General features: G+C 59.1%; 17 protein-coding genes and 1 pseudogene. 8 read left to right on the top strand and 10 right to left on the bottom strand.

The annotated features are described in order from the left end of the window. Positions 1–313 precede the first annotated feature (313 nt). Positions 314–1,108, top strand: a complete 795-nt coding sequence (locus tag LG371_RS01460) for a 3'-5' exonuclease (protein ID WP_067591039.1) — start codon at positions 314–316, stop codon at positions 1,106–1,108. A 540-nt stretch (positions 1,109–1,648) separates the two neighbouring features. Here the strand turns inward: LG371_RS01460 and thrB are convergent. Further along, a pseudogene (thrB, locus tag LG371_RS01455) lies at positions 1,649–2,554 on the bottom strand (homoserine kinase); the annotation flags it as partial. A gap of 400 nt (positions 2,555–2,954) precedes the next feature. Between thrB and adhP the strand changes: the two are divergent. After that, positions 2,955–3,995, top strand: coding sequence for an alcohol dehydrogenase AdhP (adhP, locus tag LG371_RS01450; protein ID WP_225747535.1), 1,041 nt, complete (start codon positions 2,955–2,957; stop codon positions 3,993–3,995). A gap of 127 nt (positions 3,996–4,122) precedes the next feature. Here the strand turns inward: adhP and gluQRS are convergent, their stop codons facing one another. Then, positions 4,123–5,010 carry a tRNA glutamyl-Q(34) synthetase GluQRS gene (gluQRS, locus tag LG371_RS01445; RefSeq protein WP_225747534.1) on the bottom strand — a complete coding sequence of 296 codons (888 nt, stop codon included), beginning with the start codon at positions 5,008–5,010 and terminating at the stop codon, positions 4,123–4,125. Positions 5,011–5,668: 658 nt separating this feature from the next. On the opposite strand from gluQRS, the gene gyrA reads away from it, so the two are divergent. Together gyrA and dtd are read left to right on the top strand one after the other, a co-directional pair. Further along, a complete protein-coding gene (gyrA, locus tag LG371_RS01440) occupies positions 5,669–8,434 on the top strand; it encodes a DNA gyrase subunit A (RefSeq protein ID WP_225747533.1) in 2,766 nt (921 codons plus the stop codon). Positions 8,435–8,550: 116 nt separating this feature from the next. Beyond that, complete coding sequence (gene dtd, locus LG371_RS01435; protein ID WP_067591051.1) at positions 8,551–9,009, top strand: D-aminoacyl-tRNA deacylase; 459 nt, start codon at positions 8,551–8,553, stop codon at positions 9,007–9,009. A 179-nt stretch (positions 9,010–9,188) separates the two neighbouring features. Here the strand turns inward: dtd and rplS are convergent, their stop codons facing one another. The 4 genes from rplS to rpsP are packed head-to-tail and all read right to left on the bottom strand — an operon-like array spanning position 9,189 to position 11,095. Beyond that, a complete protein-coding gene (gene rplS / locus LG371_RS01430) occupies positions 9,189–9,560 on the bottom strand; it encodes a 50S ribosomal protein L19 (RefSeq protein ID WP_067591054.1) in 372 nt (123 codons plus the stop codon). 14 nt (positions 9,561–9,574) lie between these two features. Then, positions 9,575–10,318 (bottom strand): tRNA (guanosine(37)-N1)-methyltransferase TrmD, encoded by a 744-nt coding sequence (gene trmD, locus LG371_RS01425; RefSeq protein ID WP_067591057.1) that lies wholly within the window; start codon positions 10,316–10,318, stop codon positions 9,575–9,577. Continuing rightward, on the bottom strand, positions 10,318–10,830 hold the full coding sequence (gene rimM / locus LG371_RS01420; protein ID WP_067591165.1) for a ribosome maturation factor RimM: 513 nt from the start codon (positions 10,828–10,830) through the stop codon (positions 10,318–10,320). Before rimM ends, trmD begins: the two co-directional genes overlap by 1 nt. A gap of 16 nt (positions 10,831–10,846) precedes the next feature. Next, positions 10,847–11,095, bottom strand: coding sequence for a 30S ribosomal protein S16 (rpsP, locus tag LG371_RS01415; RefSeq protein WP_067591061.1), 249 nt, complete (start codon positions 11,093–11,095; stop codon positions 10,847–10,849). 361 nt (positions 11,096–11,456) lie between these two features. Between rpsP and hslU the strand changes: the two genes are divergently transcribed. Then, positions 11,457–12,794 carry an ATP-dependent protease ATPase subunit HslU gene (gene hslU, locus LG371_RS01410; protein ID WP_225747532.1) on the top strand — a complete coding sequence of 446 codons (1,338 nt, stop codon included), beginning with the start codon at positions 11,457–11,459 and terminating at the stop codon, positions 12,792–12,794. A 198-nt stretch (positions 12,795–12,992) separates the two neighbouring features. Here the strand turns inward: hslU and LG371_RS01405 are convergent, their stop codons facing one another. Then, complete coding sequence (locus LG371_RS01405; protein WP_225747531.1) at positions 12,993–13,655, bottom strand: NAD(P)H-dependent oxidoreductase; 663 nt, start codon at positions 13,653–13,655, stop codon at positions 12,993–12,995. A gap of 286 nt (positions 13,656–13,941) precedes the next feature. Beyond that, entirely contained in the window at positions 13,942–15,414 is a 1,473-nt protein-coding gene (locus tag LG371_RS01400) for an aldehyde dehydrogenase family protein (protein WP_225747530.1), read from the bottom strand. A gap of 379 nt (positions 15,415–15,793) precedes the next feature. On the opposite strand from LG371_RS01400, the gene LG371_RS01395 reads away from it, so the two are divergent. Both LG371_RS01395 and LG371_RS01390 read left to right on the top strand, forming a co-directional pair. After that, positions 15,794–16,870, top strand: coding sequence for an Ldh family oxidoreductase (locus LG371_RS01395; RefSeq protein ID WP_225747529.1), 1,077 nt, complete (start codon positions 15,794–15,796; stop codon positions 16,868–16,870). Between the two features lie 194 nt (positions 16,871–17,064). Beyond that, complete coding sequence (locus LG371_RS01390; protein ID WP_225747736.1) at positions 17,065–17,859, top strand: thymidylate synthase; 795 nt, start codon at positions 17,065–17,067, stop codon at positions 17,857–17,859. Positions 17,860–17,989: 130 nt separating this feature from the next. Here the strand turns inward: LG371_RS01390 and LG371_RS01385 are convergent, their stop codons facing one another. Both LG371_RS01385 and LG371_RS01380 read right to left on the bottom strand, forming a co-directional pair. Further along, positions 17,990–18,421: a hypothetical protein gene (locus LG371_RS01385; RefSeq protein ID WP_067591080.1), complete on the bottom strand. Its 432-nt coding sequence runs from the start codon at positions 18,419–18,421 to the stop codon at positions 17,990–17,992. Between the two features lie 83 nt (positions 18,422–18,504). Beyond that, complete coding sequence (locus LG371_RS01380) at positions 18,505–20,364, bottom strand: ABC transporter ATP-binding protein (RefSeq protein ID WP_225747735.1); 1,860 nt, start codon at positions 20,362–20,364, stop codon at positions 18,505–18,507. A gap of 378 nt (positions 20,365–20,742) precedes the next feature. Here LG371_RS01380 and LG371_RS01375 point away from each other — a divergent pair, with 378 nt between their 5' ends. Next, positions 20,743–21,609 (top strand): mechanosensitive ion channel family protein, encoded by an 867-nt coding sequence (locus LG371_RS01375; protein WP_225747528.1) that lies wholly within the window; start codon positions 20,743–20,745, stop codon positions 21,607–21,609. Positions 21,610–22,183: the final 574 nt, after the last annotated feature.

Genomic DNA, 22,183 nt, shown 5'->3' with positions numbered 1-22,183 from the left:
GCCAAACTTCCCTCACTCCACGCAATTTTTCGGGCGGGCTCGCAACTTGCGGCTTCGCCGCTTCGAACATGCAAGCCCTTGTTCCCCGAAAAACCGCGCTCCGTTCGGCTGCGCCAGCAGAAGAAGGTGCAGCCCAATCATTCGCACCAAGTTTCCCCTATTTGGTTTCGCAAAAAGGGTTATGTTGTCTGAAGATGGGAAGGCTACCTGAAAACTATTCCCCTTCCCCAGGCAGCCCTCCCGCTTGGCGAAACAAATACTTCGTGCCACAATCCCCGCCGTTTCCAACCCCGCCGCGCCAGCGCCAGCCATCATGACCCCCATCCTCGCCTTCGACATCGAAACCATCCCCGACGTAAACGGCATCCGCCTGCTCCACCACCTCCCCGCCGACACCCCCGATGCCGATATCGTGGCCTGGGCACAGCAGCAGCGCCGCGCCGCCCACAACGGCAGCGACTTCATGCCCTATCACTTGCAGCAAGTGGTGGCCATTTCCTGCTGTATGCGCTGGGGCAGCGACAAAATCCACGTTGGCACCATCGGCGAAACCAGCGACAGCGAAGACACCATCATCGCCAAATTCTTCGAACTCATCGAAAACCACACCCCCCAGCTTGTGAGCTGGAACGGCGGCGGTTTCGACCTGCCCGTACTGCACTACCGCGCCCTCATCCACGGCCTCACCGCCGCCCGCTACTGGGACAGCGGCGAAGGCGACTTCGGCGACAGCCGCGACTTCAAATGGAACAACTACCTCAACCGCTACCACAGCCGCCACTGCGACCTCATGGACCTGCTCGCCCTCTACCAGCCCCGCGCCTACGTGCCGCTCGACGACATGGCCAAACTCTGCGGCTTCCCCGGCAAGCTCGGCATGGACGGCAGCCAAGTATGGCAGGCCTACCACGAAGGCCGCCTGCGCGAAATCCGCAACTACTGCGAAACCGACGCCGCCAACACCTACCTCATGTACCAACGCTTCCGCCTGATGAACGGTGCCGCCGATGCCGACGAATACGAAATGGAAATCAAGCGGCTCAAAGGCTACCTGAAAAACCAAGAAGGCAAAACGCATTGGCAGGAGTTTCTGGAAGCGTGGCATTAACGGCGATGCTGTCCGACAGCGCATAGAGGCTACCTGAAAACCGAAACGCACCAGGCGGCATGGCTATGCCGCCGTTTGTTTGGCCGGCTGGAAGGCTACCTGAAAACACGAAGGCAGCCGACTAACTTGCGGCCGGCTGCAATGACAAAGGCTACCTGAAAATTTTCAGGTAGCCTTTTCTGTATCAAATCATGCTCAGGGCAAGGTTTCCTCCAACACAGTTTCCCCGCCGTTTTCATGCAGGTGCAAACGCAGGCCGCCGGTGGTGCGCTCGAGGCGCAGGTGGCCGCTGGCGCTGTGTGCTTCGGCGGTATTGCTCAGGTGTTGGCTGGTGTGGGCGATGCGGGCGGGGGCGGTGTAGCGGCCGAGCAGGAAGCCTTTGCAGACGGGGCCGCCGCTGTATTCCGCCCACACGGTGCTGCCGTCTTGGTTGAAATGGTAGACGGGCTGGCTGCCGCCGGCGGGGCGGAAGGTTTTGCCGTGCAGGTTGAAGGCTTCTTCGGCGCGGGCGGCGGGGGCGAGGGGAAGGGTGCGGAAATAGAGCAGCAGGTCGCGGAAGACGTCGGGGTCTTTGATGAAGGTCATCTCGCCGCCCTGAGGGAAATGGTAGTCGAGCAGGCGGGACACCCAGAAGCGGATGCAGCCGGCGCGGTGGGCGATGGGGAGGTAGGCCTGCTCGGCGGGGGTGAGCGGGCGCACGCTTTGGTAGCCGCGCATGAAGGCTTGCTGCAATGCGGGATCGATGCGGTTGTCGGCCAGGCGCGCCCAGTCGTTTACGGCGATGGCGAGGTCGTACATGAAGCTGCCGTTGCAGGCGTAGTAGAAATCGATGAAGCCGGCTACCTGAATGCCGTCGAGTAACACGTTGTCTTTGAAGAGGTCGGCGTGGATGATGCCGCCGGGCAGGTGGTGGTCGGGGTTTTGGGCGAGGAAGGCGATTTCGTTTTGCAGCAAATCGGCGTCTTCGGGGCTTAAGCAGGGCAGCAGGCGGCGGCTTTCGGCTTCCCACCAGGCGGCGTGGCGCGGATTGGGCATGCTTTGGTCGAAGCTTTGACCGGCCAGGTGCATTTTGGCGAGCATGGCGCCGGTGTGGAAGCATTGGGCGGCATCGGGCACGGCGGTGTCGCGGCCGTTGAGGAAGCTCACCACGCAGGCGGGCTTGCCGGCGAGCATGCTGTCGAAACGGCCGTCGCGGCGCGGGATGGGGGCGGGGCAGGCCACGCCGTTGCGGCTGAGGTGTTGGCTGAGCTCCATGAAAAACGGCAGCTCTTCGCGGGTGAGCACTTCGAAGATGGTGAGCACGAAGCGGCCGCGGTCGGTGTCGAGGAAATAGTTGCTGTTGGTCACGCCTTGGGCGATGCCTTGCAGCGACACGAAGCCGCCTAAATCGTAGTCTTCCAAAAACTGGCGGATTTCTTGGTCGGAAACGCTGGTGTAAACAGACATGGCGGGCAATCGCGGCGTGGTGGATAAGGATGGGGATTCTAGCAAATACGGCGGCGAGCAGGCTACAGGCTACCTGAAAGCGCGGCGCAGCGGAGTTTCTGCGAAGCTAAAACGTGAGCTTCAAGGAAGCTAAAACGATGCCTTGGCACAGCTAAGGCCGGGTTTCTGGGAAGCGGAGCAGCTAAGCTGGAAACGGTTGTTTATTTTTATGAAAATCGAGCCTTGGCAGCGGGCGGCACATGCCCGATTCGCAGCGCACGGCAGGCGGAGTAATAGTTATAATATAACATCGTTAAATCAACGGTTTATTTGACGCAAATCCTTGACGGCAGCCCGCCGGAAAAGGCATACTGCGCCTGAGCAGTTCCCCCGATTTTTCCAACCCTATGAGGACACGATCATGAAGATGAAAGCAGCAGTGGTTGCCCCCCAATGCGACGGTAACGTAGAAATCGTTGAGCGCGACATCCCTGCCGTGGGCGCGGGCGAAGCGCTGGTGGAAGTAGAATACTGCGGCGTGTGCCACACCGACTTGCACGTGGCTGCCGGCGACTACGGTAAAAAACCCGGCCGCGTGCTCGGTCACGAAGGCATCGGCATCGTGAAGCAGATTGCGCCCGATGTAACCACCCTGAAAGTGGGCGACCGCGTGAGCATTGCCTGGCTGTTTGCCAGCTGCGGTCACTGCGAATACTGCATCACCGGCCGCGAAACCTTCTGCCGCAGCGTGCTGAACGCCGGCTACACTGCCGACGGCGGCATGGCCACCCACTGCGTGGTGAAAGCCGATTATGCGGTGAAAGTGCCCGAAGGCCTCGATCCCGCCCAGGCCAGCAGCATCACCTGCGCCGGCGTAACCACCTATAAAGCCATCAAAGTGGCCGGCGCTGCGCCTGGCCAATGGATTGCCATCTACGGCGCCGGCGGCTTGGGCAACCTGGCCGTGCAATACGCCAAAAAAGTATTCGGCGCACACGTGATCGCCGTAGACATCAACGACGACAAACTGGCACTGGCCAAAGAATCCGGCGCTGATTTGATCGTGAACCCGGCCAAAGAAGACGCCGCTAAGTTCATTCAAGAGAAAACCGGCGGCGCACACTCCGCCGTGGTAACTGCCGTTTCCCGCGCTGCATTCAATTCCGCCGTGGATTGCGTGCGTGCTTGCGGCCGCGTGGTGGCTGTTGGTCTGCCGCCCGAAACCATGGATTTGTCGATTCCGCGCCTGGTGCTGGACGGCATCGAAGTGGTGGGCTCACTGGTGGGTACACGCAAAGACTTGGAAGAAGCCTTCCAATTCGGTGCCGAAGGCATCGTGGTACCCGTGGTGCAGCTGCGCCAGCTGGACGAAGCCAACACCATTTTCCAAGAAATGCGCGACGGCAAAATCCAAGGCCGTATGGTTATCGATATGAAGGCTTGCGGTTGCCATCACCACTAAGCGTTTGCCAGTAAGCAAATAGCAAGGCCGCCCCGGGAATCGGGGCGGCTTTTTTAATGCGGGCATAATGAAAAGGCTACCTGAAATTTTCAGGTAGCCTGTGGCGGCAAGAGGCTACCTGAAAAATTTATTCGGCCACGATTGCCTGCTGCGGCACGTTTTCCAGCCGCCAATGCTGCACCGCCCAATCCAGCAGCGCTTGCGGTTTATCCACTTCGGGCGCGGGCGGCAGTTTCAGGTAGCCCATCACTTGGCGTAGCAGGGCTTCTTTGCGTTGCAAATCAAGCGCGGGGGCGAGGGTTTGCTTCGACCATTTCTGGCCGGCTGCGTTGGTGAGCAGGGGCAGGTGGGCGTAGTGCGGGGTGGGGTGGCCGAGGCAGCGTTGCAGCCAGATTTGGCGCGGGGTGGAGACGAGCAGGTCTTGCCCGCGCACGATGTGGGTGATGCCCTGCGCGGCGTCGTCGGCCACCACGGCGAGCTGGTAGGCCCAGAGGCCGTCGGCGCGCAGCAGCACGAAGTCGCCGATGTCGCGGGCGAGGTTTTGCGCATAGTGGCCGACGATGCCGTCGGTGAAGGATAGGGTGTCGTCGGGCACGCGCAGACGCCAGGCGGTGCGGCCGGCGGCTTGGGGCGGCGGGGAGGTGAGGCGGGAGCAGGCGCCGTTGTAAACGAAGCCGTCGGCGCCTTGGCGGGCGTGGGCGTGCCATTGTTTGCGGCTGCAATAGCAGGGGTAGGCGAGTCGGCGCTGTTGCAGGGTTTCGAGGGCGGAGCGGTAGAGGGCGTGGCGTTGGCTTTGGTAGGCGGTTTCGCCGTCCCATTCGAAGCCAAATGCTTCGAGGGTGCGGAGGATGTGGGCGGCGGCGCCGGGCATTTCGCGCGGGGGGTCGAGGTCTTCCATGCGCACCAGCCAGCGGCCACCGTGGGCGCGGGCGTCGGCGTAGGAGGCCAGGGCGGTGAGCAGCGAGCCGATGTGCAGGAGGCCGGTGGGGCTGGGGGCGAAACGTCCGATATACATATCAATGGGCTACCTGAAATGTGGGTTTCCACGAAGCGAAAAAGGAGTTCGAATGAAAGAAGAGCGGATTTTTATGAGGCTAAACTGTAGGGAAGTATAGAAAAGTTTGAGTGATGGCCGGTTGTTTATCTAGGGTAAATCAGCCTTAAGTAGATAAAACTGTTTCTATGTGGAAGTATCCATCAGCGATTGATGAGCAGCGGGCAATTCGAAGTTGCCGCCACCTCCAATCAAACGTTCGAAACGGAAGCTGGCATGTTCTACAAAGAAACGGTTGAGAAGTATCCCCCAACGGCAATATCTGAAAATGTGCTTGAGCATTAACAGCTAAAGCCTCAACGTCCGAAACGGGGAGGGGGCATGCACCAATACTACCGCTACTATAAAAAACAATCAATACAGGCTGTATTCATCCAATAAATGGACGAGTGCGGCAATAAAAATCCGCTCTCTCACATAATTATGGAGGCTACCTGAAAGCTTAACGGCATAGGCGCTTAGGTTTTCAGGTAGCCTCTATCGCTTTTCTGCGAATCGTTGCCATGAAAACAACGCGTTTGGTAGGAAAGAGATTTCCCCCGCCCCGCCGCCACAGCCAGCCGCGAAGCCCGTTGTGTGATAAAATAACGCGTTTTTAAACGATTGGGCTTAAATCTCCATGAGCAGCACCCACGACCACCGGTTTGCCAAAGAAACCATCCCCGTCAGCCTCGAAGAGGAAATGCGCAAAAGCTATCTCGACTACGCCATGAGCGTGATTGTCGGGCGCGCGCTGCCCGACGTGCGCGACGGCCTGAAGCCTGTGCACCGCCGCGTGCTCTACGCCATGCACGAGCTGAAAAACAACTGGAACTCGTCTTATAAGAAATCCGCCCGTATCGTGGGCGACGTCATCGGTAAATACCACCCGCACGGCGATTCCGCCGTATACGACACCATCGTGCGCATGGCGCAGCCCTTCTCCATGCGCTATATGCTGGTAGACGGCCAGGGCAACTTCGGCTCGGTAGACGGCGACGGCGCCGCCGCCATGCGTTACACCGAAATCCGCATGGCGCGCATCGCCCACGAAATGCTGGCCGACATCGAAGAAGACACCGTGGATTTCGGCCCTAACTACGACGGCAGCGAGCAAGAGCCGCTGGTGATGCCCACCCGCTTCCCCGCCTTGCTCACCAACGGCTCCGCCGGCATCGCCGTGGGCATGGCCACCAACATCCCGCCGCACAACCTCGGCGACACCGTGGACGCCTGCCTGCAACTCTTGGCCGATCCCGATACCGACATCGACACGCTCATCCACACCATCAAAGCCCCCGACTTCCCCACCGGCGCCACGATTTACGGCCTCTCCGGCGTGCGCGAAGGCTACAAAACCGGCCGCGGCCGCGTGGTGATGCGCGGCAAAACCCACATCGAGCCCATCGGCAAACACGGCGAGCGCGAAGCCATCGTTATCGACGAAATCCCCTATCAGGTAAACAAAGCCAAGCTGGTGGAGAAAATTGGCGAGCTGGTGCGCGAAAAAGTGCTGGAAGGCATTTCCGACCTGCGCGACGAATCCGACAAATCCGGCATGCGCGTGGTGATCGAGCTCAAGCGCAACGAAAACGCCGAAGTGGTGCTCAACCAGCTCTACAAGCTCACTCAGCTGCAAGACAGCTTCGGCATCAATATGGTGGCGCTGGTAGACGGCCAGCCCCGCCTGCTCAACCTCAAGCAGATTCTCGCCGAATTCCTGCGCCACCGCCGCGAAGTGGTTACCCGCCGCACCCTGTTCCGCCTGAAAAAAGCGCGGCACGAAGGGCACGTCGCCGAAGGTAAGGCCGTGGCGCTGTCGAACATCGACGAGATGATCCGCCTCATCAAAGAATCCGCCGACGCCGCCGAAGCCAAAGCCAAACTGCTGGCGCAGCCCTGGCAGTCCGGCCTGGTGGGCGACATGCTCAGCCGCACCGATTTGGATTTGCGCATGGCGCGCCCCGAAGGGCTACCTGAAAACCTCGGCCTCACCGCCGAAGGCTACTACCTGAGCGATTTGCAGGCCGACGCCATCCTGCGCATGAGCCTGCGCAACCTTACCGGCCTCGACCAAGACAGCATCGTCAACGACTACAAAACCATCATGGCGCAAATTATCGATTTTCTGGATATTTTGGCCAAATCCGAGCGCATCACCCAAATCATCCGCGACGAATTGGTGGAAATCAAAACCAATTTCGGCGACCCCCGCCGCAGCGAAATCAACCCCTTCGGCGGCGACATTGCCGACGAAGACCTGATTCCGCCGCGCGAAATGGTGGTCACGCTCACCCACGGCGGCTACATCAAAACCCAGCCCACCACCGACTACCAAGCCCAGCGGCGCGGCGGTCGCGGCAAACAGGCCGCCGCCACCAAAGACGAAGACTTCATCGAAACCCTGTTTGTGGCCAACACGCACGATTACCTGATGTGCTTCACCAACCACGGCCGCTGCCACTGGATTAAGGTTTACAAACTGCCCGAAGGCGGGCGCAACTCGCGCGGCCGCCCGATTAACAACGTCATCCAGCTCGACGAAGGCGAAAAAGTATCCGCCATCCTGCCCGTGCGCGACTTCCCCGAAGACGAATACGTATTCTTCGCCACCGCCCAGGGCGTGGTGAAAAAAGTGCAGCTTTCCGCCTTCAAAAACGTGCGCAGCCAAGGCATCAAAGCCATCGCCCTCAAAGAAGGCGACAGCCTGGTGGGCGTGGCGCGCACCTCCGGCAGCAGCGACATCATGCTCTTCTCCAACCTCGGCAAAGCCATCCGCTTCAACGAATACTGGGAGCGCAGCGGCGACGAAGAAGAGCTTGGCGACGATGCCGAAACCGAAATTTCAACCGGCCAAGAAGACGACGAAGGCAGCGAACACGCCCCCGTGAGCGGCAAACACGGCGTGCGCCCCAGCGGGCGCGGCAGCGGCGGCCTGCGCGGCATGCGGCTACCTGAAAACGGCCGCATCGTCAGCCTCATCACATTCGCCCCCGAGTGCGAACAGCAAAGCGCGCTGCAAGTGCTCACCGCCACCGCCAACGGCTACGGCAAACGCACCCCGATTGCCGACTACAGCCGCAAAAACAAAGGCGGCCAAGGCAACATCGCCATCAACACCGGCGAGCGCAACGGCGAGCTGGTGGCCGCCACCCTGGTGAGCGAAAGCGACGACTTGATGCTCATCACCAGCGGCGGCGTGCTCATCCGCACCAAAGTCGAGCAAATCCGCGAAACCGGCCGCGCCGCCGCCGGCGTGAAACTGATTAACTTAGACGAAGGCGAAACCCTGGTCAGCCTCGAGCGCGTGGCCGAAGAAGAAGCCGACGAGGCCGAAGGCGAAGCTGTGGAAACCGCCGTTTCCGCCGAAGCCGCCGGCCCGAGCGAAGGGCAGGGCGAGGTTTAACCGCCATCAAGAAAAGGCTACCTGAAAATAGTGCGGCATTCATTTTCAGGTAGCCTTTTGTTCAACTGCTTATCCCAAACCGTGTTCCCACCACCCCAAGGAGGCTACCTGAAACCATGCGTGCCGTTATCCAAAAAGTCAGCCATGCTCACATCGCCCCCGCCGATGCGCCCGAGTCCCCGTTCAGCCAAATCGCCCACGGCCTGTGCGTGCTGCTCGGCGTGGGCGGCGAAGACAGCGAAGCCGACGCCCGCTACATCGCCGACAAAATCGCCCACCTGCGCATTTTTGAAGACGAAGCCGGCAAGCTCAACCTGTCGGTGAAAGACACCGGCGGCGAAGTGCTGCTGGTGTCGCAGTTCACCCTCTACGGCGACGCACGCAACGGCCGCCGCCCCTCTTTCACCCAGGCCGCCCGCCCCGAGCAGGCCGAAGCGCTGTATCAGCAAGTGGCCGAACTTCTGCGCGGCCACGGCGTGAACGTGGCCGAAGGGCGCTTCCGCACCCATATGCTGGTGAGCCTGTGCAACGACGGCCCGGTTACCATTCTGCTAGATTCGCAGAAAAGCTTCTGATGCCGCGCAATCCGGCCGTATGGATGGAGCCGGATATTTTCAGGTAGCCTCATTGCCAATCGTGAGACTACCTGAAAATAGTTGCTCCGTAGATTGCAAGCCATCAAGGCAAAACCGCGATGCCTGCCCGATCAAACAAAAAACCTGCCGCAAGGGCAGGTTTCTTATGACAAGCAGGATTAATCTTCCTGTTTGCGGGCAGGCAGTTTTTCTTTGATGCGGGCGGCTTTGCCGGTGCGGCCGCGCAGATAGTACAGCTTGGCACGGCGAACGTGGCCGCGGCGTTTCACTTCGATTTTCTCCACGTTGGGCGAGTAGAGCTGGAAAGTACGTTCCACGCCTTCGCCGCTGGAGATTTTGCGCACGATGAAGTTGCTGTTCAGGCCACGGTTGCGGCGGGAAATCACCACGCCTTCATAGGCTTGCAAACGGGTGCGGTTGCCCTCGGTTACGCGCACGGAAACGGAAACCACGTCGCCGGGAGCGAATTCGGGGATGGATTTGTTCAAACGGGCAATTTCTTCCTGTTCGAGCTGTTGAATCAAGTTCATTGCAAAAGTCCTTGTTATGATGGGATATCTCGTTCCTCCTGCCGGATTTTCCGCAGGAGCCTAGATTCCTCTGGGGTTAATTCGCGCTCGGCCAAAAGGTCGGGCCGGCGCAGGAGGGTGCGGCGCAACGCCTGTTCGAGGCGCCATTCCGCAATCAGCGCATGGTTGCCGCTGCGCAATACAGCGGGCACGGCCATGCCCTGAAATTCTATCGGGCGGGTGTAGTGCGGGCAGTCGAGCAGGCCGTTGGCAAAAGAATCCTGCCCGGCCGAATCGGCATCGCCCAGCACGCCGGGAATCAGCCGCAACACCGCATCCATCAGCATCATGGCCGGCAGTTCGCCGCCGGACACCACAAAATCGCCGATGCTGATTTCTTCATCAATACTGCTGGTTAGCAGCCGTTCGTCGATGCCTTCGTAGCGGCCGCACACCAAAATCAGGCCATCCAGCTTGGCCAGCTCGGCAGCCTTGCGGTGCGTGAGCGGTGCGCCTTGCGGGCTTAAATAGATAACCCGGCCGTTTTGCTGCGATTTGGCGGCATGGATGGCTGCCTGCAAAGGCTCGGCCATCATAATCATGCCGGGGCCGCCGCCGAAAGGCCGGTCGTCGATGTAGCCCAGTTTGTTGTCGGCAAACTGGCGCGGATTAACTGCGTCAAACTGCCACAATCCGCGTTGCAGCGCCCGGCCGGTTACACCGTGCTCGGTGATGCTGCGAAACATCTCGCCAAACAGGGTAACGGCTTGGATATACATCAGTAATCCAAGCCCCAGTCGGCCACGATGCCGCCGGCTTCCAAATCCACGCTGTCGATATAGTGCTCAACAAAGGGAATCAGCTTGCGGCCGTGTTCGCCGTCCACCACCAAAATATCGTGCGCACCGGTTTCCATTAGGTTGCTCACGGTGCCGACGAGCTCGCCTTGCCGGTTGTGTACCGCCAAGCCGACCAAGTCGGCCCAGTAGTATTCGCCTTCTTCGGCCGGCTCGAAATCGCTGCGATGGATTTCAATAGTGTGGCCGCGCAGCAGCTGGGCGGCGTCGCGGTCGCCGATTTCGGCGAATTTCACCTGCAATTCGTCGCCGGCCACTTGGCCGCTTTCCAGCGTGTAGCTGTGCGAAGCGCCGTCTTTGCTCAAGCGCCACACGGGATAATCCAAGAGGCTGTCGGCGTATTCGGTGCCAACGGCCACTTTTACCCAGCCTTTTACGCCGAACGCGCCTTTTACATAGCCCATGGCTATCCATTTGTCTTGGCTGCGGCTCATGGCGGGCATTCCGGGATTAGGCGGCTTTTTGCTGCTCTTTCACCAGGCGGGCAACGGCGTCGCTCACTTGCGCACCTTGGCTCACCCAGTAGTTCAGGCGTTCGGTGTCCAGGCGTACGCGTTCCTGTTTTTCATTGGCAACGGGGTTGTAGAAGCCCACGCGCTCGATGAAACGGCCGTCGCGGCGGTTGCGCGAATCGGCTACCACGATGTTGAAAAACGGAGAGTGCTTGGAGCCGCCGCGCGAAAAACGGATCACTACCATATGATTATTCCTTCTTTCTTCGGGAAATTGGGTCAATAAGAAAACAGCGGATTTTAGGATAGTTTGCGAGATGAGCGCAAGTCTTTATTGCAAAAATACTCTTTTTGCGCCGGCGGCGTGGGCAAAACGGCTACGGCGGGCGGGTTCGGCCTGCGGTGCGGACGGATTGGGCGAGGGCTGCATATTGTTTTCAGGCGGCCTCGGATTTTTCAGGTAGCCTCAGGCGGAGGCAGGCTACCTGAAAAAGAAAACGCCGGGCAGCAACCCTGTTCCGCCCGATGTTCGCCCCTTGATTTTCCCCGCGCCGGCGCCATTTCCCCGCCATTCGAAATTCTAAAACCCATAGCAAGGAATGGATTTGATGACTACTTCCGTGATGACCCCGCAAGAGATTGTGCACGAGCTCGACAAACACATCATCGGCCAGCAGCAGGCCAAGCGCGCTGTGGCCGTGGCGCTGCGCAACCGCTACCGCCGCAGCCAGGTGGCCGAGCCGCTGCAAAGCGAGATTGTGCCGAAAAACATCCTGATGATCGGCCCCACCGGCGTGGGCAAAACCGAAATCGCCCGCCGTTTGGCGCGGCTAGCCAATGCGCCCTTTATCAAAATCGAAGCCACCAAGTTTACCGAAGTGGGCTACGTGGGGCGCGACGTGGATAGCATCGTGCGCGACCTGATGGAAATTGCCCTGAAAAACCTGCGCGAACAAGCCGTGCGCAAAAACCGTGACCGCGCGCAGGATGCCGCGGAAAACCGCATCCTCGACGCGCTTTTGCCGCCCCCGCCGCACACCGGCTTCGAAGGCGAGCCCGCCGAGCCACAGCCCGAAAGCAATACGCGCAAAAAATTCCGCGATATGCTGCGCCGCGGCGAGCTGGACGACAAAGAAATCAACATCGAGCTGAGCCAGGCCTCGCCCGCCGCCATGCAGGTGATGGGCCCGCCCGGCATGGAAGAATTCAGCAGCCAATTGCAGGATATGTTTGCCAACCTGAGCAAGGGGCGCACCAAGCCGCACAAGATCAAAGTGTCTGCCGCCATGAAGCTCCTGCTCGACGAAGAAGCCGCCAAGCTGATCAACGAAGAAGAGCTGCGCGAGCAGGCCGTGCACGCCGTGGAGCAGCACGGCATCGTGTTTCTCGACGAAATCGACAAAATCGCCGCCGACAGCAGCCGGCACGGCGGCGACGTATCGCGCCAAGGCGTGCAGCGCGACCTTTTGCCCTTGGTGGAAGGCACCACCGTGCAAACCAAATACGGCATGATCAAAACCGACCACATCCTCTTCATCGCCTCCGGCGCCTTCCACCTGAGTAAGCCCAGCGACCTCATTCCCGAGCTGCAAGGCCGCTTCCCCATCCGCGTGGAATTGAGCAGCCTCACCGTGGAAGACTTCCAAGCCATCCTCACCAGCACCGACGCCAGTCTCACCAAGCAATACCAAGCCCTGCTGGCCACCGACGGCGTTGAGCTCGATTTCACGCCCGAAGGCATCACCCGCCTGGCCGAAATCGCCTTCCAAGTGAACGAGAAAACCGAAAACATCGGCGCGCGCCGCCTGCACACCGTGCTGGAAAAACTGCTGGAAGACGTATCCTTCCACGCCCCGCAGGGCGGAACGCAGATTACCGCCGCCTATGTGGACGAACGGCTGGCCGAAGTGGCCGAGCAGGAAGATTTGGCGCGCTATGTGCTGTAATGCCTAAACCGCGTTGAAGCAATGAAAAGGCTACCTGAAAATATGCCGCAGCATTTTTCAGGTAGCCTTTTGCTATGCGGGGAGGCGGCGGAAAGCTATGGCGAATCAAATTGGCTTTCGATACCAGGCAGCGAGCCGCAGACAGTACAGGAGTACGGCAAGGCGAGCTAACGCCGTAGCGAAAGTCAAGTTGGTTCGCTATTCCACCCACTGTACAATCTCTTCCATCGGCAGGCGGGTTTTGGCGCGGATGTCTTCGCCGCGGTAGCCGAAGGCGGCCATGATGCTGATGTGGTAGGCGGCGGGGTCGAACAAGCCTTTGCCGGCGAGCAGCGCGTTGGCCTCTTCCAGGCGGAAACCCTCAATCGGCGTGGAATCGATGCCGATGAAGGCGGCGGCGCTCATCATATTGGCCAGGGCGATATAGCTTTGTTTGCACGACCAATCGTAGAAAGCGCGCGGGCTTTCGGTGAGGGCGAAATCGCTTTCGGCAAACTGCTTGAAGAAGCCCTCGCGGATTTCCACGGCCTGCGGCGGGATATGGTGCACCTCGCCCCACATTTTGCGCTGGTAGTCCGGCTGCATCGCGGCCTGCGTGCGGGCGAGGATAACGACAAAATGGCTGCAATCCATGATTTTGTCGGCCGCACCCCAGGCCACCTGCCTGATTTCGGCGCGCAATTGCGGATTTTGGATAATGAGGAAACGCCACGGCTCCAGCCCGAAGGAGCTGGGCGAGAGGCGGCCGGTTTCGAGGATAAAGGCAAAATCTTCGCGGCTGATTTTGCGCGCGGGATCGTATTTTTTGCAGGCGTAGCGGCGGTGGAAGGCTTCGAGGACGGTTTGCTTGATATCGGGCATGGCGGGCTCCTGAATCGGGCGGTGGAAAAGGGCAGAGGATAGCGGGGCAGGGGGTGGAAGTCAAAAAGCTACCTGAAAAATATTTTCTACTTCACAAAAGTTTCTCCGCGCTGCGTTGCCATATATTGAAGCAAAAGCCGCACCCCATTTTCAGGTAGCCTGTTGCCGGCTGGAGGCTACCTGAAAAATGAAGGTGATCGCGCCCGTTTGATGAATCGGGCTTCAGCGGGCGCAAAAAAAGCTGCCGGAAATTCCGGCAGCTTTCGCGTTTCGGCACACGGGCAAATCAATACATCCCTTCGCGTTCTTCGCGGGTGCTGATGTAGATGTTTTTCACCTGCGTGTAGGCGGCGAGCATCATTTTGTGGGTTTCGCGGCCGATGCCGGAGGTTTTGTAGCCGCCGAAGGGGGCGCCGGCGGGCAGGCGGTTGTAGCAGTTCACCCACACGCGGCCGGTTTCCAGGGCGCGGGATACGCGCAGGGCGCGGTTGATGTCGCGCGTCCACACGCCGCCGCCCAAGCCGTATTCGCTGTCGTTGGCCAGCTTGATCACTTCTTCTTCGGTTTTGAATTTGATCACAGTGGCCACCGGGCCGAAGATTTCTTCTCGGGCGATGCGGCTGTTGTTATCGGCGGCAATCAGGGTGGGCTCGACAAATTCGCCGCTGCCCAGGCTGCCTTCCACTTTCTTGCCGCCGGTGATGATGCGCGCGCCTTCCTGTTCGCCGATTTTCACGTATTTCAAAATCGTGTTGAGCTGGCCGGCGTTCACTTGCGCACCCATTTGGGTGTCATCTTCCCAAGGCAGGCCGACTTTCACGCGTTTAAACTCTTCGGCCAGAGCGGCCACGAATTTGTCGTAAATGCCTTCCTGCACGAAAATGCGCGAGCCGGCGCAGCACACCTGACCTTGGTTGAACAAAATGCCTTTCTGCGCGCCTTCGAGGGCTTTGTCGAACGGCATGTCGTCGAAGAAGATATTGGCAGATTTGCCGCCCAGCTCCAGGGTGGCGGGGATGAGCAGCTCGGCAGCAGCAATGCCCACGCGGCGGCCCACTTCGGTGGAGCCGGTGAAGGCGAGCTTGTTGAAGCCTTTGTGGTGCAGCATGTATTCGCCGGATTTGCTGCCTTTGCCGGTGATCACGTTGAGCACGCCTTTGGGCAGCAGGTGGTTCACTTTCTGGGCGAAGGAGAGCAGGCTCAGGGAAGTGCTGGAAGAGGGGTGGATGACGATGGTGCAGCCGGCGGCCAGCGCGGGGGCGATTTTCCAGGCGGCCATCAGGAAGGGGAAGTTCCACGGGATGATTTGACCGACCACGCCGATGGGCTCGCGCAATACGAGCGATAAATCTTCGGCATCCAATTGGTTGGCGCTGCCTTCTTCGCCGCGGATTACGCTGGCGAAATAGCGGAAATGGTCGGCGGCCAGCGGGATGTCGGCGGCGCGGGTTTCGCGGATGGGTTTGCCATTGTCGAGCGTTTCCTGCAAGGCAAACAGTTCGGTATGTTCGTCGATCACGTCGGCGATTCGGTTGAGGATGGAGGCACGTTCGGCGGCGGTGGTGTGGCGCCAGGTTTGGAAGGCTTCCTGCGCGGCGGCCACGGCGGCGTCTACGTCGGCATCGGTGGCGTCGGTGAATTTGGCGAGCAGGACGCCGTTGGAGGGGTTGTGCGATTCGAGCAGGGCGCCGGGGCGGGTCCATTCGCCGTTGATGAGCAAACCGTATTCACGGTCGAAAACATCTAAATTTTTAGCCATTTCTTTGGTTATCCTATGTATGGGTATATCGGATATATGCAGTCGATAATATAAAAACAGCATCCGGGATGCTGTGAATCCAGCATAGCCCTTTTTATCCGGCGGTTCAAGAATGCAGATTATCAAACGGCCTGCCGCCGCCTAATCAGGCTACCTGAAAACCGAAACGGCCAGGCATGGAATATTGTGCTGCGGCGAAGAGTTTTGCGGCTCGAATATGGCGCTTGCATCGGCTTCAGTTTGGCGCGAAAATCGCCGTATAACAAGCATAAGCAGCCTGCGGCCGTGTGCGGTTTCCAGTATAAAAACGCAGCGGCGGGCAGGCAGAGCGCATCGGAGGCAAACGGTTTTTGTTCGCGTAAAAGCAAGGAGGAAAGCAATGCAAACGATAAAGAAAATTGATGCCGCCGCCCTGCGCGGTTTCACCGAGGCCGCGTTTAAGGCCTACGGCTTTGCGCCGGAGGAGGCGGAGCAAATCACCGACGTGCTGATGGCCGCCGATTTGTGCGGCGTGGACACGCACGGCTCGCAGCGGCTAGATATGTATCGCAAAAACATCGCCGGCGGCTTCGTGCGCATCGGCGCCAAGCCGGAAACTGTGTTTGAAACGCCCGTGTCGGCGGTGGTGGACGGCCACGCGGCAATGGGGCAGCTGGTGTCGCGCTATGCCATGCAGATTGCCATTGACAAAGCCAAACAGAGCGGCATCGGCATGGTGTCGGTGCGCAATTCCAACCACTACGGCATCGCCGCCTATTACAGCAGCATGGCCGCCAGCCAAGGCCTGGTGGGCATTTCCATGACCAACTCCTTCCCCATCGTGGTGCCCACCTATGGGCGCAGCCCGATGATGGGCACCAACCCCATCGCCGTGGCCATCCCGGCCGATCCGCTCGATTTCAGCCTGGATGCCGCCACTTCCGTGGTGGCCTTCGGCAAGCCCGAGGTGTACCTCAAAAAAGGGCTCACCGCCCCGCTGGGCTGGGCCATCAACAGCCAGGGCGTGGACGAAACCGACCCGCAGATTATTGTGGAATGTGTGCGCCAAAGGCTGGGCGGCGGCATGTATCCCCTGGGCGGCAGCAGCGAGCTGTTTGGCAGCCACAAAGGCTACGGCTATGCCGTGCTGGTGGAATTCTTCGCCGCCAGCCTCTCGCAGGGCACCACCTCCAACCACACCATGAAAAACGGCAGCGCCGGCATCTGCCATTATTTCTCCGCCTTCAACCCCGAAATCTTCGGCAACGCCCAAGCCATCCGCCGCCACTTCAGCGCCTACCTGCAAGAGCTGCGCGAATCGGAAAAAGCCGCCGGCCAGGAGCGGATTTACATTCACGGCGAAAAAGAAGCCGAATGCTGCCGCGAACGCAAAACCGGCGGCATCCCCATCCTGCCCAAAACGCTCGACGAAATGCGCTGCCTGGCCGAAGAGCTCGGGCTGCCGTTTGAGTGGTAGGCGGCAAACGCAGGCGTAAGAAAGGCTACCTGAAAAATATTGCCAACCGTTTTTCAGGTAGCCTTTGCTATCCGCACAGTTCATTTCTGCCCATCGTTTTCGCTTCGCAGAAACTTCGCTGCACTGCGTTTTCAGGTAGCCTCCCGCCCAAACGTGTACAATACGCCGTTTTCATTCCAAGCACGCCCACACCCATGCGCCCATACCTCAGCCTCCTCCAACACATCCTCGACCACGGCACCGACAAATCCGACCGCACCGGCACCGGCACCCGCTCCGTGTTCGGCCACCAAATGCGCTTCGACCTCGCCCAAGGTTTCCCCCTGCTCACCACTAAAAAGCTCCACCTGCGCTCCATCATCCACGAGCTCCTCTGGTTCCTCAAAGGCGACACCAACATCCGCTACCTCAAAGAAAACAACGTATCCATCTGGGACGAATGGGCCGACGAAAACGGCGACCTCGGCCCCGTGTACGGCTACCAATGGCGCTCCTGGCCCTCCCCCGACGGCCGCCACATCGACCAAATCGCCAAGGTTGTCGAACAGATTCAGCGCAACCCCGACAGCCGCCGCCTCATCGTATCCGCCTGGAACCCCGCCCTGGTGGACGAAATGGCACTGCCCCCCTGCCACGCCCTGTTTCAGTTTTACGTGGCCGAAGGCCGCCTCTCCTGCCAGCTCTACCAGCGCAGCGCCGACGTTTTCCTCGGCGTGCCCTTCAACATCGCCAGCTACGCCTTGCTCACCATGATGATGGCGCAAGTGTGCGGCTTGAAGCCCGGCGAATTTATCCATACCTTCGGCGACGCCCACCTCTACAGCAACCACTTCGAGCAGGCGCGCCTCCAGCTCACCCGCGAGCCGCGAGCCCTGCCGCAAATGCAGCTCAACCCCGAAGTGCAAAATCTCTTCGACTTCCGCTTTGAAGATTTCGAGCTGCAAAACTACGACCCGCACCCGCACATCAAAGCCCTCGTGGCCGTGTAGTGCGGGCAGGGCGAGAAAAAGGCTACCTGAAAAGTTTAGCAGCGCAGAAACTTTGCTGCGCTGCGTTTTAACTTCGTTGAAGTTGATGCTTTCAGGTAGCCTTTTGGCGTTTGAGTATTCCGAATAGTTATTACTTTGAGTGGTCTAATTTAGATAATAAAGAATGGAATACAATACTGTCTATCGATGATTTTGGTGCAAAATCCACAACTATATATTTAATTTTTTTCATAATATCTCTCGTTACCTTTTTTGTGCCTAGAATGGAATTCATAGTATCTATGATAGAGACTTGGACTTCGTATGAGCTTTTATCAAAAATTAAAATACAGCTTGCCAACGCATTATGGAAATTTTCAATTTCAGATAAGGTATCAATAAATGCTACATACCATAATTCATCTTTTTTATTTTTTAGATCGTTGAGTAGGAATTCCCATTCGGAATCGTTAAATTTGTCTATGATTTCAATAGCATTAAATACTAAATAATCATACCAATAATTGTCAAAATCTCCTCTATATTTAGATAGGATGCGATTGTATTCAAGTACATTTTTCATTTGTGTCCCTTATTTAGGATAAAAGGCTACCTGAAAATTTTCAGGTAGCCTTTTTAGTTTAGTTGGCTAAAACGCGTTCATGCTCACTTTTCGCCCTGCGGATACGCCTTCACGCTGAGGAAGCCGCCGCTTTGGTGTGCCCACAGGCTGGCGTAGAGGCCGCCTTTGGCCAGGAGTTCGACGTGGCTGCCTTCTTCCACGATGCGGCCTTGGTCGAGCACGATGAGGCGGTCCATGGCGGCGATGGTGGAGAGGCGGTGGGCGATGGCGATCACGGTTTTGCCGTCCATCATTTTATCCAGGCTTTCCTGAATGGCGGCTTCCACTTCGGAATCGAGCGCGCTGGTGGCTTCGTCCAAAAGCAGAATCGGCGCGTCTTTCAGCATCACGCGGGCGATGGCGATGCGCTGTCGCTGGCCGCCGGAAAGCTTCACGCCGCGTTCGCCCACGTGGGCGTCGTAGCCTTTGCGGCCTTTGGCGTCGGAAAGGGCGGGGATGAAGCCGGCGGCTTCGGCGTATTCGGCGGCTTGCAGCATGTCGGCTTCGGTGGCGTCGGGGCGGCCGTAGATGATGTTGTCGCGCACGGAGCGGTGCAGCAGGCTGGTGTCTTGCGTAACCAGGCCGATTTGGGCGCGCAGGCTTTCTTGGGTAACGTCTTCGATGTTTTGGCCGTCGATGCAGATTTTGCCGCTTTGCGGCTCGTAGAAGCGCAACAGCAGGTTCACGATGGTGGATTTGCCGGCGCCGCTGCGGCCGATGAGGCCCACTTTTTCGCCGGGGCGGATGTGCAGGCTGAAGCCGTTGAGCAGGGGTTTGCCCGGCTCGTAGGAAAAATCGATGTGGTCGAAGCAGATTTCGCCTTTGCCCACCACAAGCGGCTTGGCTTCGGGCTTGTCGAGGATGGTTTGCGGCTTGGAGAGCGTGCCCATGCCGTCGGCCACGGTGCCGATGTTTTCAAACAGGCGGGCGGATTCCCACATGATGTATTGCGAAAGGCCGTTCACGCGCAGCGCCATGGCGGTGGCGGTGGCCACGGCGCCCACGCCCACCTGGCCTTGGTGCCACAGCCAGATGCCGAGCACGGCGGTGGAGAGGGTGAGCGCGGTGTTGACGGCGGCGCTGGCGCTGTAGAGCAGGGTGGCGAGCCGCATTTGCGCGTGCACGGTAACCATAAATTCTTCCATCGAGCGGCGGGCGTAGTCGGCTTCGCGCGCGCCGTGGGAGAAGAGTTTGACCGTGGCGATGTTGGCGTAGGCGTCGGTAACGCGGCCGGTCATCAGCGAGCGGGCGTCGGCCTGGCGGGCGGCGGTTTGGCCAAGCTTGGGAATCAGGAAGCGCATCACCAGGCTGAAGGCAATCAGCCAGCCGATGAAGGGCAGCAGCAGCCAGCTATCCAGCGCCACCAGAATCACGCCGGAAGTGATGAAATACACCAAAACATACACCACCATATCGGCAATGGTCATCACTGTGTCGCGCACGGCCAGCGCGGTTTGCATCACTTTGGCGGATACGCGGCCGGCGAATTCGTCTTGATAAAAGCTGAGGCTTTGGCCGAGCATCAGGCGGTGGAAATTCCAGCGCAGGCGCATGGGAAACACGCCCTGCAACACTTGCAGGCGCACGGAAGAAGTGAAAAACGTCCAGACGACAAACACCACCATCAGCACGCCCATGCCGATGAGCGCGCCGCCTTTTTCGGCAAACAGGGTGGCCGGCGTGTAGCGGCCGAGCCAATCTACGATTTTGCCCATAAACTGAAACAGCAGCGCTTCGGCAATGCCGATACCGGCGGTGAGCAGCGCCAAAAGCGCGAGCCAGCCGCGTACGCCTTCGAGGTTGCTCCAGATGAAGCCGAAAAGGCCGGAGCGCGGGGTTTGCGGCGCGCCGGCGGGATAGGGGTCGATGCGGGATTCAAACCAGGAAAAGAGGCGGTTGAGCATGGTGTGGCGGTGTGTCATTCAAATTAGGGTTAAGGGTTTCAGGTAGCCTGTCAGATAGGGCTACCTGAAAAACAATGTTGCCTTGGTGTAGCCAAGGCCGGGCTGCCGCGCCGCGAAAAATACGGTTGCCGGATGGGCGGGAAAGTGCGGCTAAAAAGGCCGCTATCATAACAGAAACAGGGGGCTGGGCACAGGGCGGCTGTGGCAATGCGGAATGCGGGGCGGCGATTGGCTATAATGCGCGGCATCAGAAAAGAAGTATCCAATCAGGCTTCAGGCTACCTGAAAAATGAGTGAAGCAGTTTTTGGCAAAGCCAAACAGGTTTTAACTTCGTTGAAGCTTTCGCTTTCAGGTAGCCTCCATCAAGGAAACCGATTATGTGGAACACATTGCAAAACTGGCTGCACGGCAGCCCGACGGCTTATCAATGGCTGGGCACGCTGCTTTTGGTGCCCGGCGTGCTGCTGGCGCGGCTGGTGCTGCTGCGACTGTATTTCCGACGCCATCCGCGTTTGGAAATCGACGAAATGCGCCGCGCGCTGGTGGTGAGCCGTAATATGGGGCTGATTGTGTGCGCCTTGGGCTTGTTTGCCGTGTGGTTTGCGCAGATTCAAACCTTCGCGCTTTCCATGATGGCGCTGGCGGCGGCCACGGTGCTGGCCACCAAGGAGCTCATCATGTGCCTTTCCGGCAGCCTGATGCGCATGCTCACCAAGCAATATTCGGTGGGCGATTTCATCGAAATCGGCGGTATCCGCGGGCGGGTGGTGGACATCAATATGTTTAACACGCTGGTGATGGAAATCGGGCCCAACGCGCTGGTGGAGCATATGTCGGGGCAGGCGGTGTCGTTTCCCAACAGCCTGGTGCTGGCGCAGCCCTTGCGCCGCGACAATGTGTTCGGCAGCTATGTGGTGCACACGTTTGAAGTGCCGGTGCCGATTGCGCTCGACCCGGCTGCGGTGCTGCCGCCGCTGCGCGCGGTGCTGGAGCGGCTGTGCGCGCCAGAAACGGCGGCGATTGCGGCCTATCTGGAGCAGGTGCAGGCGCAGCGGCTGTTTATCACGCCGGCGGCCGAGCCGCATATCGGCTGCGTGCCGTTTGACGACAAGTTGTATAAGCTGGCCGTGCGCTTCGCCGCGCCGCTGCCGCGCCGGCTGGCCATCCAGCAGGCGGTGTTGGACGAGTTTATGCGGGTGCAGCACCGTTTGCTGGCGCAGGCGGGGCGGGAAGAGGCTACCTGAAAAATATCCGCCCGGCTGCGGCAGCCTTGGCGCGGCGTGGCAAAAAAGGACGTTCTGCCGTACAATCCGCGCGATTTGTTTAACGGGGCAAGGGCTTGGCTTGCGTGGCGAAAGGCTACCTGAAGAATTAGCCTTTGTTCGGGTGGATGTTGTGCAGCCATGCCTTGTATGGTATTCGGAATTTCTGCAACAAATATTTTCAGGTAGCCTTTCTCGGTTGGGCTTCGTTCACCTTTGCGCCTCGTGCCGGCGCGGGCACTTCCTTTTCTTTGCTTCGCCAAAGAAAAGGAAGCAAAAGAAAGGCGACTGCGGGCACAGGTTTGGCTTCGCCAAACTCCCCTCACTCCGCACGGTTTTTCGGGCGGGCTCGCAACTTGCGGCTACGCCGCTTCGAACATGCAAGCCCTTGTTCCCCGAAAAACCGCGCTCCGTTCGGCTGTGCCAGCAGAGAGGGCGGCAAGCCCAGAATGTTTATGGTAAATAATTCTGTTTTGAAAAGGCGGTATGTAGAGGCTACCTGAAAAAAGGTAGGATACCTGAACCCATCCCCTAGGGGTGTGCAAGACAGGTATGA

Origin of the sequence: Eikenella sp. Marseille-P7795 (assembly GCF_916618725.1) — a bacterium.
GTDB classification, from domain to species: Bacteria; Pseudomonadota; Gammaproteobacteria; order Burkholderiales; family Neisseriaceae; genus Eikenella; species Eikenella longinqua.
Note: the sequence above shows the minus strand (reverse complement) of the source record. Positions and strands in the feature narration are given on the sequence as shown.